The organism is Rhizobium sp. RSm-3 (assembly GCF_001854685.1).
Lineage (GTDB): Bacteria > Pseudomonadota > Alphaproteobacteria > Rhizobiales > Rhizobiaceae > Rhizobium > Rhizobium ecuadorense.
Map to the genome: position 1 here is coordinate 1 of NZ_MAWZ01000014.1, position 13,461 is coordinate 13,461.

11 protein-coding genes and 3 pseudogenes are annotated in these 13,461 nt (G+C 60.6%); 4 read left to right on the plus strand and 10 right to left on the minus strand.

What is annotated here, in order from left to right; translation table 11 throughout:
• Window positions 1-277: pseudogene (locus tag BBJ66_RS15635) on the minus strand (hypothetical protein); the annotation flags it as partial.
• Window positions 278-588: 311 nt separating this feature from the next.
• Here BBJ66_RS15635 and BBJ66_RS15640 point away from each other — a divergent pair.
• Window positions 589-1,895: pseudogene (locus BBJ66_RS15640) on the plus strand (helix-turn-helix domain-containing protein).
• A 296-nt stretch (window positions 1,896-2,191) separates the two neighbouring features.
• Here the strand turns inward: BBJ66_RS15640 and BBJ66_RS15645 are convergent.
• The 3 genes from BBJ66_RS15645 to BBJ66_RS15655 all read right to left on the minus strand — a co-directional run bounded on the left by BBJ66_RS15645 (window position 2,192) and on the right by BBJ66_RS15655 (window position 5,841).
• A complete protein-coding gene (locus BBJ66_RS15645) occupies window positions 2,192-3,217 on the minus strand; it encodes an ABC transporter permease (protein ID WP_049734879.1) in 1,026 nt (341 codons plus the stop codon).
• Between the two features lie 41 nt (window positions 3,218-3,258).
• Entirely contained in the window at window positions 3,259-4,800 is a 1,542-nt protein-coding gene (locus BBJ66_RS15650) for a sugar ABC transporter ATP-binding protein (protein ID WP_049734880.1), read from the minus strand.
• A 78-nt stretch (window positions 4,801-4,878) separates the two neighbouring features.
• Window positions 4,879-5,841 (minus strand): sugar-binding protein, encoded by a 963-nt coding sequence (locus BBJ66_RS15655; protein ID WP_071088153.1) that lies wholly within the window; start codon window positions 5,839-5,841, stop codon window positions 4,879-4,881.
• Between the two features lie 327 nt (window positions 5,842-6,168).
• Here BBJ66_RS15655 and BBJ66_RS15660 point away from each other — a divergent pair.
• A pseudogene (locus BBJ66_RS15660) lies at window positions 6,169-7,277 on the plus strand (LacI family DNA-binding transcriptional regulator).
• A gap of 27 nt (window positions 7,278-7,304) precedes the next feature.
• On the opposite strand, the gene BBJ66_RS15665 reads toward BBJ66_RS15660, so the two are convergent.
• From BBJ66_RS15665 to BBJ66_RS15690, 6 genes are read right to left on the minus strand one after another with little or no spacing between them, the layout of a single operon-like run.
• Window positions 7,305-8,186 (minus strand): alpha/beta hydrolase, encoded by an 882-nt coding sequence (locus BBJ66_RS15665; RefSeq protein ID WP_184342074.1) that lies wholly within the window; start codon window positions 8,184-8,186, stop codon window positions 7,305-7,307.
• 41 nt (window positions 8,187-8,227) lie between these two features.
• Window positions 8,228-9,385: a glutathionylspermidine synthase family protein gene (locus BBJ66_RS15670; protein ID WP_071088159.1), complete on the minus strand. Its 1,158-nt coding sequence runs from the start codon at window positions 9,383-9,385 to the stop codon at window positions 8,228-8,230.
• Between the two features lies 1 nt (window position 9,386).
• Window positions 9,387-9,989 carry a DUF1190 domain-containing protein gene (locus BBJ66_RS15675; protein ID WP_071088161.1) on the minus strand — a complete coding sequence of 201 codons (603 nt, stop codon included), beginning with the start codon at window positions 9,987-9,989 and terminating at the stop codon, window positions 9,387-9,389.
• Window positions 9,990-10,002: 13 nt separating this feature from the next.
• The gene (locus BBJ66_RS15680; protein ID WP_049734886.1) at window positions 10,003-10,404 is read right to left on the minus strand and encodes a DUF350 domain-containing protein; all 402 of its coding nucleotides are present in this window, start codon (window positions 10,402-10,404) and stop codon (window positions 10,003-10,005) included.
• Between the two features lie 33 nt (window positions 10,405-10,437).
• Entirely contained in the window at window positions 10,438-11,097 is a 660-nt protein-coding gene (locus BBJ66_RS15685; RefSeq protein ID WP_071088163.1) for a DUF2491 family protein, read from the minus strand.
• Window positions 11,094-12,149, minus strand: a complete 1,056-nt coding sequence (locus tag BBJ66_RS15690) for an ion channel (protein ID WP_071088165.1) — start codon at window positions 12,147-12,149, stop codon at window positions 11,094-11,096. The genes BBJ66_RS15685 and BBJ66_RS15690 overlap by 4 nt, the downstream gene beginning before the upstream one ends.
• Before the next feature lie 105 nt (window positions 12,150-12,254).
• Between BBJ66_RS15690 and BBJ66_RS15695 the strand changes: the two genes are divergently transcribed.
• Both BBJ66_RS15695 and BBJ66_RS15700 read left to right on the plus strand, forming a co-directional pair.
• Window positions 12,255-12,701 (plus strand): YjfI family protein, encoded by a 447-nt coding sequence (locus BBJ66_RS15695; protein WP_007634306.1) that lies wholly within the window; start codon window positions 12,255-12,257, stop codon window positions 12,699-12,701.
• A complete protein-coding gene (locus BBJ66_RS15700; RefSeq protein ID WP_071088167.1) occupies window positions 12,698-13,432 on the plus strand; it encodes a PspA/IM30 family protein in 735 nt (244 codons plus the stop codon). Before BBJ66_RS15695 ends, BBJ66_RS15700 begins: the two co-directional genes overlap by 4 nt.
• Window positions 13,433-13,461 lie beyond the last annotated feature (29 nt).

A 13,461-nucleotide genomic window follows, 5' to 3' on the forward strand; every position in this document is an offset into this window, starting at 1 on the left:
GCTTCAGATGGCGGGTCATGTCCCGCACGACCCAGAGCGGCGGCATGTCGCTTTCGTTCAGCACTTTGTTCATGCTGTAGAGGTCTTCGGCTGTGAAGTCGGGCCACAGGAAGTTCACAGCGGCCCAATGTACGAATTTGCGGTTCATAGCACCGGTCGCGGTCAATCCTATGCCACCCTCACCGTCAGCATAGGCAACGGACAGAAGCATGCCGCGAAGAAGAGGTGACAGCGCGGCGACATCGACGTCACCCTGCAGCTTGATTTCCGGAAGCATCGTGCAGCTTTGATCCCTACCCGCTCAATTCAGATAAAAGCGAGTATCAGCCGGCGACTGAACAATTGCTATTGAGAAAGCTAAAGCCGAAGAGGTGTTCTTTCACCCGCCCCCGCTCCGCCCTTTCAACCCGGCCCAGCCGGTCGGATCGGGGGCTGATCATCGGTGCCAGTGTCGCGTTTCTAACTGGCCGACAGCGTCGCAGCCCTATTCGGCTTTGACAGGTGTTGTAGCCGCAAAGTTGAAGTGTCCTGATTCTGCAAAGTTGGAATGTCACACTCTCCCCGTTTTGATGACGGCGGAGATTGCAGATGGGATTGATAGCGATGAGCGAGCGTGATCTGCAGCGGATCGCGGTTTTGTCGAAGGTTGCCGACGGCCGCATGACGATGGTGTCGGCGTCGCATGTGCTTGCTCTCAGCGAGCGCCAGGTGCGGCGGCTGTTGGATCGCATCAGAACGACCGGTGCGGCATCGATCCGGCACAAGGCGATCGGCCGGCCGTCGAACAACCGGATCAGCGATGGTGTTCGCGATTATGCGGTGACGCTGGTTCGTGAACGTTATGCGGATTTCGGTCCGACGCTGGCGGCCGAGAAGCTTGCCGAGCGCGATGGATTGCGTGTGTCGCGCGAGACGTTGCGCGGCTGGATGACGCAGGCCGGATTGTGGCTGTCACGCAAGCAGCGGCGGACGTTTCATCAGCCGCGCTTGCGGCGCGAAGCCTATGGCGGGCTGGTGCAGATCGACGGGTCCGAGCATCGCTGGTTCGAGGATCGTGGAGATCCGTGCTCGCTCCTGGTGTTTGTCGACGATGCGACGGGCCGGTTGATGCAGTTGCGGTTCGTGCGCTCTGCCTTTTATTCCGACAAGCACTCGGTCTTCCGGGTGACGAAGAAGGAGGCCAAGGGTGGTCAGGGCATGACCCAGTTCGGGCACTCTCGGAGCTAAATATCGAGATTCTCTGTGCAAACTCCAGCCAGGCCAAAGGCCGTGTCGAGCGGATGAACCGGACGCTGCAGGATCGTCTGGTCAAGGAATTGCGACTGGCAGGCATCGACAGCATGGAGGCAGGCAATGCATTTCTGCCGGGCTTCATGGTGGACTACAATGGGCGGTTTGCGATTGTCCCTGCCCGATCCGATGACCTGCACCGGCCGGTAAATCTTGCACCGGATCGGTTGAAAGAGATCCTGTGCAAACGCGAGCAGCGCTATGTCGGATCGCAGCTGACGTTTTCGTTCGAGCGTAAGCGGATCATGCTGGAGGAGAGCGACGTGACGCGCGGATTGGCCGGCCGCTATGTCGAGACCTATGCCTATGCCGACGGCCGCCTCGATGTACGATGGAAGGGACATTCCCTGCCCTACAAAACCTTCGACAAGGACCAGCGGGTGACGCATGCGGCGATCACCGAGAACAAACGGCTCGGCGACGTTCTGTCTTATATCAAGGAGCGTCAGGAGCAGCCGTCGAAGCCGGTGGTGATGACCAACAGCGAGATGAACGGCTATGTGCGACGTGCTCACGGTCCGGGACGGCGGAAGGATTTTACGAACGATCCGGCCGTCATCGAACGCCATAAAGCTGCGCTGGCAAAGCGCGATGCTGCCGAGTGAGGCGTCGATCGCATCGTCTTAAAGCTAAAGCCGATGGGCGCCCCTCACCCGCCCCCGCTCCGCCCTTTCAACCCGGCCCAGCCGGTCGGATCGGGGCTGATCATCAGAGCCAGCGTCGCGTTTCTAACTGGCTGACAATGTCGCCCCTCTAATCAGCTTTGACATGTTTTGTAGGCGCAAAGTTGAAGTGTCCTGTTTCTGCAAAGTTGGAATGTCACTCTCCCCGCGTTTGATGGCGCGGGAGACAAGCGGATGGGACTGATTGCGATGAGCGAGCGTGACCTGCAGCGGATGACCTAATCCTGATTGGCAGCCACCGGCAAACTGCCTTCGTTCGAATGACGGGCCTCGGTCTGCCGGGCGGCGGAGACGATGCGGCGCCGTACACGGATGGCGTGCCATTGCTGGTCGATCAGGACGCCGATGAGGATCACGCCGCCCATGACGGCGAAATTCAGCGACGACGGGATGCCAAGCAGATTGACGAGATTCTGCAGTTCCTGGAGCAGGACCGTGCCGAGCACCACGCCGACGATCGAGCCCTCGCCGCCGCGCAGCGAAAAGCCGCCGAGGACGGCGGCGGCAATCGCGTAGAGTTCGTAGAACTGGCCATGGCTCGCCGGTGAGATCGAGCGTGTGTACATGGCGAAATAAATCGCCGAAAGCGCCGTCAGCAGCCCGCAAATGATATAGGCCGACATGATCATGCGGCCAGTGCGGATACCGGAGTAGCGGGCCGCCTCCTCGTTCTTCCCGATGGCGTAAAGATAACGCCCGAAGACGGAGCGATGCAGCATGATCCACATGACCACGGTTATGATGACGAGTGTGATGAAGGTGTTGGGAACGCCGTAGAACCGTCCGGCGGTCAGGAATTCGAGGTCCGGGAAATTCTGGCCGAACGCAAAGCCCGCCGTTCCGTCGGCGGTGTAGAATCGCGCTGCCCCGCGATAAATCAGCAGGCCGCAGAGGGTGACGACGAAGGGCTGGAGGTTGAGCCGGGTGATCAGCCAGCCGTGGACAGCGCCGATGACCGCGCCAAGCGCGAGAATGAGCGGCAGCGCCAACATCCAGGACATATCCTGGACGGCGATGAAATCGACGAACAGCACCCCGAGAAGGGCGACGAGCGAACCTACGGAAAGCTCGATACCGCCGGTAATGATGACAAAGGCCTGGCCGATCGACAGGATGCCGAACAGGCCGATCAGGTTGGCGGTATTGGCAAGATTGATCGGCAGCAGGAAGCGCGGATTGATGATGGCGACGACGATGCCGACGACGACGATCAAAAGCAGCAGTCCAAGATCTTTTTTGACCATTCGAGATCCATTCTCCGATACTTGTGTATTGGCCGCAGCCGCTACTTTACGCTTTTGCCGACGGCAAGCAAAAGCACGCTTTCCTGGCTGAATTCGTCCTCTTCCAATATGCCGGCGATCTGGCCCTCATGCATGACGGCGATGCGGTCGGAAACGCCGATCACCTCTTCCATGTCGCTGGAGATCATCAGGATTGCCACCCCGGCATCGGCAAGCGCCCGCATCAGACCGTAGATCTCGTTCTTCGCGCCGATATCGATGCCGCGCGTCGGCTCGTCGAAGATCATCACCCTCGGGCTCATCGACAACCATTTGGCAAGCACCACCTTCTGCTGGTTGCCGCCGGATAGCGTGCCGGTTCGCGTTGAAACGGAAGGTGCCTTGATCGCAAGGCGAACCCGCTGCTTTTCGGCCGCCGCCGTCTCCCGGTCGGCAGAAAGCATGAAGCGGCTGGAAAGCTTGGGAAGATCGGCAAGGGTGATGTTCTGGGCGATCGGGAAATCGAGAAGAATGCCGTTGCGCTTGCGATCCTCCGGCACCAGGAAAATGCCGCGAGCGACGGCGTCGCGGGCGGAACGGACAGAAATTTCCTGCCCGTCCTGCAGGATGGTCCCGCCGTAGCTCCGGTCGATGCCGAAGAATACCCTTGCAAGCTCAGTACGGCCCGACCCGACGAGGCCCGCAAGCCCCATGATTTCTCCATAGCGGATTTCCAGATCGACGGGACGGCCGGGATAGGCCTCGGTGCGCACGCCGCTTGCCTTCAGCGCCACCGAGCCCGGCGAGCGCTGCGGTTTTGCGGTCCGGGCCGCAAGCACCCGGCCGATCATCAGCTTCACCATCTGGTCGTGGCCGATGTCTTTCCTGGCGAGCGTGCCGACAAGCGTGCCGTCGCGCAGCACGACGACACGGTCGGCGACACGCTCAACCTCGTGGAGGCGATGCGAGATGAAAATGACGCTGATGCCGTCGGCTTTCAGCGATTTGATAATGCTGAGAAGCCGTTCGGTTTCGGCCAGCGGCAGGCTGGACGTCGGTTCGTCGAAAATGACGAGCCTGGCGTTGATGGACAGCGCCTTGGCGATTTCCACCATCTGCTGCTCGGCAAGGGAAAGCGACGCCACCGGCGTGTCGGCGGAAAAATGCGCCCCGACGCGCTTCAAGAGCGGCTTCACCATGTCGCGCAGCCGATCGCGATCGACGAGCTTGAAAGGTCCGGCCTTCAGCGGCTCGCGGCCGAGGAAGATATTGGCCGCAACGTCGAGATTGTCGAAGAGATTGAGTTCCTGATGCACGAAGGCGATGCCGGATGAGATGCTCGATTCCACAGTGAGGCAACGATGCTCCGCCCCGTCGAGCAGGATCGTGCCTCGGTCGGGGGCGATCACGCCGCCGAGAATCTTCATCAGCGTCGATTTTCCAGCGCCGTTTTCGCCGACAAGGCCGATGACCTCGCCTGGCATGATGTCCATTGACAGGCCTTCGAGCGCAACGACGCCCGGATAGGTCTTGCCAACGCCGGAAAGCGAAAGGAATGGCGTTCCGGGCGCGCCCGGTGACGGGATGTCGGAACTATGGTTCATCGGCTGTCCATGGCTGCTGATGCCGTCGGCATGAAATGCCTTTCGCGGCGGCGGTGAGTGCCGCCGCCGCGAAAGAGGTTATTTTCCAGCCATGGCCCTCAGGCTGGCGGCATATTTGTCAACGTCATCCTTGCCGATGATCACCGTCGGGATGATGATCAGGCCATCGGCGGGAACGCCTGATTTGTCGCCCTTGAGGTAGGCGGCCATCAATTTCATGCCCTGATAGGCCCATTCGAACGGCTGCTGTACGACGGTTGCCGCGATCGTGCCTTCCTTGACGCCACCGAGCGTGATCGGATCGTCATCGAAGCCGACCACGGTGATCTGGCCGAGTTTGCCGGCGTCGCGCAGCGCCTCATAGATGCGCGGCGTGTTGTAGGAGTAGAAGCCCACCATGCAGGTCAGGTCGGGGCTGGCCACCAGCGCATCCTCGACGTTCTTCTTGGCGCGCGTCTGGTCGATGTCGTCACCGCGAACATCGACAAGCTCGATCTTGGTACCCTTGAGCCCTTCCTTCATCCCTTCGATGCGTTCGCGGGCGTTATCGGCGCCGAGCAGACCGACGAAACCCATGCATTTACCACCGTCCGGCATCGCCTTCTTGGCGATTTCAGCGGCCTGCTTGCCGGCGTCGACGTTCGAAGAACCGATATAGGCAACGCGGTTGGTCTTCGGCGCGTCGCTGTCAGTGGTGAACAGAGCCGTCTGCGAGCCGATCTTATTGAGGCCGTCCGTCTGGGTCTTGGGATCGACAGCGGAGACCATGATCCCCTTGACGCCGGCGCTGACGAGATCTTCCATCAGCCGCTGCTGAATGGCGACAGCCGCCTGCTCTGGATATTTCAGCTCCATCTGGTAGTCCGGCATTTCGCCCTGCGCCTTCTTCACGCCCGCCTCTGCGGCCTTCCAGAAGTCGGACGCTCCGTTGACGACGAATGCAAGTGTCGGCTTGTCGGCAGCATGCGATACGGCAGCCGGCGCCGCGCTCAGCATCAAACCGGCCAAGAACAGGGCTGCATTGCGTTTCAGCTGTTTCATAATACACCTCCCGAGGGGCCGCAGTCGCATGGGCCCGTTTTCGACTTACGGCCGGCCGGATGCGCCCCCTCCCAGGGCCGTCGCAATGCGACGAGTGGCATTGGTTCCGATCGCTCCGTGACGGTATAGAAGAATCTTAATTAGTAAATAGTATTATCAATCCAGATCAAAACATTTCATCATGCATGGACCAGGATGCAATTTTGTACTGGCAATTGCCAGTAACTGTGGGCATTGCAGCAATTGATGCAATTGCCAACGCTTTCAGATAGATGCTAATACTAATTACCAAAATGGCAAACCCAAGCAGAAAACAGTTTTCCGCGAATGCGACAACCCAAGACCCAAAAGAGCAATAAGCCCGCCGTGGACAAGCCTGCCCGCGTGACGATGATGGATATCGCCGCCGCCGCCGGCTGCTCGCAGGCGGCCGTTTCCTTCGTTCTCAACGACACACCCGGCACCCGTATCTCGCAGCAGACCCGCGACCGCGTGTGGGAGGCGGCGCGCGCGCTCGGCTACACCGGGACGACCTATACGGCGAAGGCCTCTTATTCGGGGCTGGACAATGTGATTGGTTTCGCCGTGGATCAACTTGCCACCAGCCCGGAAGCGATCGTTGCGATCGAAGGCGCGCGGCAAGCCTCCTGGAACGCCGGCAATGTCCTGCTGGTCGCCCAGACGCTCAGCGACCCCGTCATGGAGCCGAAAGCCATCAAGGCGTTGACCAGCGGCGGCATATCGGCGCTCATCTATATGACGATCTATACCCGCCAGGTCGAGCTTCCGTCCTATATCGGCAAGCTCAACATCCCGACGGTCCTCTTGAATTGTTATACGGCGGACCATGCTTTTCCGGCCGTCGTGCCGAGCGAGATCGCGGGAGGCCAGAGCTCCACCCGGCATCTGATCACGCACGGGCACCATCGCATCGCAACAATCACCGGCGAAATCTGGATGCAGGCCGCGCAGGACCGGCTGACGGGATATCGCCGGGCGCTGGCGACCGCCGATATCCCCTTCGATCCGGAACTGGTCATCGAAGGCGACTGGTCGGCCGGTGCCGGCTATGCCGCCACGATGAAACTGCTTGCTCTGAAAGAGCCGCCGACCGCGATTTTCTGCCAGAACGACCGCACCGCCATCGGCTGCTACGAAGCGCTCAAGGATGCAGGGCTTCGTATTCCCCAGGACATGTCGGTGGTGGGTTATGACGACGAAGAAATTTCACGACATCTCGTCCCGCCGCTGACGACATCGGTCCTTCCCCATCTTGCCATGGGGCAATGGGCGATCGAACATCTCAACCCCGAAACCATGCCCGGCAAGCGCTATCCAATTGCCAAGCTCGAATGCTCGCTCGTCAAGCGCCATTCCGTCGCCGCGCCGCGAGCCGAGGCGCGGCAGTTCTCGATGGTTTAAAGACCTCGCCATAGGCGCCGACGGCAATGACCGGGAAGACCTCACGCGCCGGTCGGTCCCCCGACGGCGAAGGCGATACTGACCGCCCGGTTCACAGCCGCCGCAAGAACCGACATGTGGGTCTGGCCGGCATAAAGCTCGAATTCGGCACGCAATCCATCGGCCGTGCTGGTCAATCGCTCCGCCATCTCCTGCGCCAGGAGGATGGTCCGCTCCGCCTTCCTTTTCTCCAGGCGCATGGCGGCATCCTCGTTCCGATACTGAAAGGGAGCAAGCTCATCGCCTTCATATTCTCCGGCGGACAAATGCAGGAAGGCGGCATGTCCCGGGATGAGTTGACGCTGCGCCTCGTTGTTGAGGATTTCACTGTTCTCCCAATAGATGGTCGGGCTGGCCGCAATCCAATTGGCAAACAGACCCGGACGCTCGAACAGGGCATAGAGGGTAAAGAGGCCGCCGAAGGAATGCCCGAAAAGCGATCGGCGCAGCGGATCCAGGCTCACCATCTCCGCAATCCGCGGTATCAGCTCGTTCTCGATGAAATCCACCAGTTTACCGGTCCCTCCGATGACCACCGGGGGACCGCCCTCAACGAAAGGCGGATAGGATTTGACCGGCGGAGGTCCGAGGTCCCAGGACCGGCGGAGCGCATCATAGGGCTCGTCTGTGGGATAGCCGATCGCCGCGATCACCCCCCAGCCGACATTCGTGCCCGTCGGATAAGGTGCCTGCGTGACCAGGCTGGCCACCGCGAAGGGGAACGTGGCGTTGCCGTCGGCCATCACCAGAAGCGGCCATCCTCCCGCCGGCGGCGTCTGCGCCGGAATGGACAGGAATATGCGATAGGGCTCGCCGCCTGCAGTTGGAGCCAGATCGAAAAAGCAGGTTCCGGGCATTGAATAGGCGCCGACAGGATAAGTCATGAGAACGGTTTCTGATGTTTGCATAAGAGGACCTATCCCTCTCAATCGATAATGACGTGCGGCACGAAACGCGACAGGTTGGCGGTTATGCGCGAGCGGTCTTCGCGCACGGCAAGGCCGCAGGCGCGATCACCGACGACCCAGCTGCCGAGCACGGCGAAGCCGCCTTCGCTTTCGAAAAGCGGGGCATAGGCCTGGACGACGAAGCCTTCGTCGCCGTAATCGCCGGGAGCGGAAACAAATTCCCGGCCATCGCGGAATATCGTGACGTTCTCGCCCTCGCGCGACAGCAGCGGTTTGCGCACATAATCCGTCAAGGCCGAAGCCGCCGGGTCGTCGGCGAAATAGCTGGCCAGCAGGTTGGGGTGATTGGGGTGGCGCTGCCAGAGCAGAGGCAGAAGCCCCTTGTTGGAGAGCACGGCCTTCCAGGCGGGCTCGATGAAAACATCGCCGGAGCGCGCGAGTTCGCGGGCGAACGGCTCGCGCAGCATGAACTCCCAGGGATATAGCTTGAAGCAGCGATCGATCACCCGATCCTGCAGGTCGGTATAACGGCCCTCAGCATCGATGCCGATCTCGCGTATGTCCAGAAGCTCGACGCGATGGCCAGCCTGCACTGCGCAGTCCATCAGATAGACCGTCGTGCCTCGATCCTCCTCATTGTCGGTCATCACAGCGAAGTGGAAGATCGGCCCTTTGGGAAACTGCTCGAACGCCTCGACGAGGCTTTCCTGCAGGGAATTATACTGGTCCGCATCATTGGGCAGGGTGCCCAAAGCCATCTGGTCGGTCAGCCAGTTGTATTGGAAATAGGCCGTCTCGAACACCGAAGTCGGGGTATCGGCGTTGTATTCGAGCAATTTGACGGGGCCATTGCCATCATAGGCAAGATCGAACCGACCGTAGAGGTGCCGGTCGCGGCGCTGCCAGGAGCGCTGCACCACATCGCGCAGATCCTCCGGAATGGCCAGCCTGTCGAGCGCCTCTTCACTTTTGACGATATCACCGACCATATCCATGCACATGTCGTGCAGTTCCTGGCTCGGCTCTTCGATCTCAGTCTCGATCTCATCGAGCGTGAAAGTATAGGCGGCATCGTCGAGCCAGTAGGGCTCGCCATACATGACGTGAAACCCGAAGCCGACGGCGCGCGCCTTGTCACGCCAGTCGGGACGGGCCGGAAGGGTGATGCGCTTCATGTCAGCCGCCGAAACTGAACGACGAACGGCCGCCGAAGCCCTGACGGGCGACGGTGCGGGTATTGACGTTGACAGGCTTGACGCTCTGGCGCGAGGGCGCAGTCACACTGTCTCCGCCCGCGCCGCCTGAGCGAACCGTCGTTGTTACCGTCTGCCCTGAGCGATTGCGATAAATCGGCGTCGAACCGTAGTAGTAGCCTATCGCCTCCTGGCGTCGGCGATAATCGGAATAGTCAGTGATGTTGTTCAGTGCCGAAGACAGCATGTAGCCTGCCAGGAACGGCATGAAGACGCTGCCGCTTCCGCCGCTATTGTTGGGGACTGAATTGGCCGGCTGTTCGGTGCATTGGCCCGCGCCGTATTCGGCCTCGCAGGCCGCCATGCCGTTGAAACGCGGCGCGGTGGCGAGATGAGCCCGCATGGCATCCTGATAGCCGGCCTGGCAGACCTGCCGGTCCATGCCTGAGGTCACGCATTGGTCGACCGAGGTGAACATGACCTCCGAAGGTGTCTGGTCGCCGCAACCGGATAGCGCCAGGGTCGAGGCAGCGATGGTGCCGAGGGCGAGGAAAGGTCGTCTGTGCCCGCTCTTACGTCTGCGCATCGTTCCCCTCCCCTCAATAGGTCATGCAGGCGGCGTTGAGAATACCGATGACCAATGCAATGCCGCCGCCCCATATGCCCGCGGCGATATCGTCGGCAGTGATCTTCTCGTGCAGATCAGGCATGGTGAAATTCGCAATATAGAAAGCAAGGATCTGCGCCAGAATGCCGATCGCCGCCCATATGATGTAGTCGATGATGCTGACCGAATTGGCGGCGGCAGAAGCCAGCGGCAGGCTGAAACCGACAAGCGCGCCGAGGAATGCCGTGACGGCGGCGAGATTGCCGGCACGAATGAGCTGGACTTCCTTTTGCGGCGTCAGGAATGTGTAGATCACCGCGAAAACAACGTAGGCGCCAAGACCGACGGCGAAATAACCAAGGAAGGCAGGCAGACCCGCCACGTAATCGAGCATTGAAAAACTCCTCCGTCAAAAATTGATAGGGTGTCAGACGCGGCGGACATCAGCGGGAGCCAGTCCGTAACCGATCAGAAATTCCACCGAGCTTCCCGCCTGGCTCTGTCCGAGGTCGAGATCGCGCTCGACGTTGATCAGAAGCATTTCGCGCGTCGAGCCAAGCGGGCGGTAATACAGCATGCAGGTCTGGTGAATGGAGCGCTGCACGTCACCATCGTCGACCTTTTCGACAAATTCCACCAGTTGCGCACGCTCCGGCCCTTCGCCCCAGAAGCGGCTATAGAGGATACCGTCGGCATCGTAGGATGGCTGGCCGATCAGGCCGCCCGGCCCGGTCCAGCGGTTCCATTCGCCCTGCCCGGCCGGCACGACGCTGTCCCAGGACTGATAAAAGCTGATGTCGTCGACGGCATCGCCCGGCTGGCCCGACGCCGACATTACCTGAATCATCCGGTGGTCTTCATCGTAGTAACGCGACAGAACCGTTGCCGCATCGAGCGAACTCTCGCCGTAGCCGGCAATGATGAAGGGGCCGCTCCGTGGCAGCGGCATGGCCGGCTCGCCCCCCAAAGCCTCGGCCTCGAGGGAGAGGAAATCGATCTCCAGAGCCCCGCCGATGGCGGCGCTCAAGGGGCCAAGCTCTCTGGGCAAGGGCTTTTCATTCTTGTCTCTGCCGAACCAGCCGATCATGATACGTCTCCCATTCGAGCCCAAGCGATGGCAGCGGGATCTAGCCGCATTCCGCTGATGTAGTAAAGGGTCTCGCCGCCCCGCATCAGCACCTCGTCCCGGCAATTGAGGTCGGTTATGCCCTGGCTCAGCAAGCCCACCAGCGTCACATTATGCTGACGCTTGAGGCTCAAAAACACATCTCCATAGAGCAACGGCTTTTGCAAAGGCGGAACCGGCAGGGAAAAGGCCGTATCGTTGGACGCGGCCGACAGCAACCGTGCGGTGATCTCCGAAGAGCCCGGGTCCCGGGCTGCACGCGACAAGAGCTCCTCGGCTAGCGAGCCCACCGCCTCGACGCGCGGCCGGAGTTGTTTGACCATCTGAGCTGTGCGATCGTCGGCGAAATAGGCGACGATATGGGCATTGGGCGCATGGTCCTCGGCAATCAGCACGGCGGCCAGCGTCTCGTCGTCATTTGCTCCGCGCGCGATGATCGCCCGGGCCTGCGCCACTCCGGCGCGGGCCAGAGCCTCGGCATCGGCGAGCCGCTCGGTTCTGATATAGTCGGCGAAATCGCTGGCGGGATTTTCCGCCAGGTCCTTGGCAACCAGAACGCTCATCGGTTCGTTGGCCTGCCGTTCGGCATGCAGCAGCCGCAGCGTCTGGTGTGTCTGCCCATCCTGCCAGCCGAGGACGATGATATGGCCGGTGCGTTCGCTGTAGTCACCCAATCCGCGCATACGGTTCCTCCAGATCGTGCCGATCGTTGTCAACAATTTGCCAAGAACAGCGGTGAAGATGGCAATGCCGCCGGGAAGAACGAACAGCACGGCAATGATCCGGCCAAATCCCGCTTTTGGAGACAAATCTCCATAGCCGACAGTCGTTGCCGTCACCATATAGTAATAAAGAAAATCGATCGGACTGCCGACAAGATCGCCTTCGCCGGCCAGCATAAAGAGCAGGCAGGAGGCGGCCAAGTGGATCACGAGAAGAATAAAAAGAGCGGACCAGGCCAATTCGCTGAGCGAGAGATATACACGCCGCAGTAATGAAGCGATAAATGGCACGCGATTCGCCCCCGTTCCCGATGCGTAGCCTAGCGAAATTTATTTAGCGCGCCACCCCTTTAAGTGGCATATCGAATACCCAGATATTTTTCGAAATTCTAACCGATGGAGGATTTTTTGGAGACCTGGAACCTCACCACCTTAACGCGCCTGTTCGCCGCCGATCCGGAGGCACTCGGTGATGTGGATGTGGCCGTACCCGAACAGGGCGACGTCATATGCGTGACTCTCAAGGAAAAAGGCGATCTCGACGTCTTCGTCGCGGTGAGCGGGGAGCGCGATATCCTTGTTAGCGCCGTTCTGTTGCCGTGCAAGGACGTGCCCAAGCGCGAAGCCTTCGAACGCATGGTGCTCAAGACGCATAAGTTCGTGCCGCTCTCTAGCTTCGGCATCACCACCATCGACGGTGAGGAATGGTATGAATTGTTCGGTTCGCTGTCGGCGCACTCGTCGGCCGACACGGTGGTCGAAGAGGTGGCGATTCTGGCGGCCAATGCCGTCGATGCGGCACACATGATTGAAGAATGGAAGAGCGGGGAGATTGCCGCATGAGCACCTGGGGAAAGATTTTCACCGCCATTCGCGGCGGCATCAACGAGGCAGCGGAAGCCGCCGCCGACAGCCAGTCCATGCGCATTCTCGACCAGGAAATCCGCGACGCCGAACAGTCGCTGCGCCGGGCGCGATCCGATCTGGCCGGCATCATGGCCTCCAACAAGAGCGTCATGCGCCGGCTTGAAGAAAACCGCGCAAAGGAAACCAAGGATACCGACAGCGCGCGCGCTGCGATCTCGGCGGGCCGTACGGATCTCGCCCAGGGTCTGGCGCAGCGCATCGCCACCAGCCGTTCCGAAGTGCAGCGCGACCAGGAAGAACTCGATCGGCTGCTGCCCCGCCAGCAACAGATGCTGCGCACGATCCAGGACACCGAAGCACGCATTGCTCAGATGAAGCGCGAGGTGGAGAACGTCAAAGCCAACGAGTCGCTGTTGCGCGCTCAGTCGGCGATCGCCCATAACCAGTCGGGCATCAATACCCGTCTCGGCAGCGCCGTCGAAAGTCTCGAACGCATCAAGAAACGCCAGGAAGTCACTGCCGGCCGCATCGAAGCCGGTGCTGAGCTCGCCGCACTGGAAAACGGCGGCGATCTCGATCGTCAGTTGCGCGAAGCCGGCATTGGCGGTTCCAGCCATTCGGCCGACGACATTCTGGCGCAACTGATGCTCCCCAAACATTCGGCCGAGCCCGTCTTGCTGCCCGCGCCCGCCGGCAAGAATGACTGACAATCCCTGGGAACGGCAGCCTTGCCTGC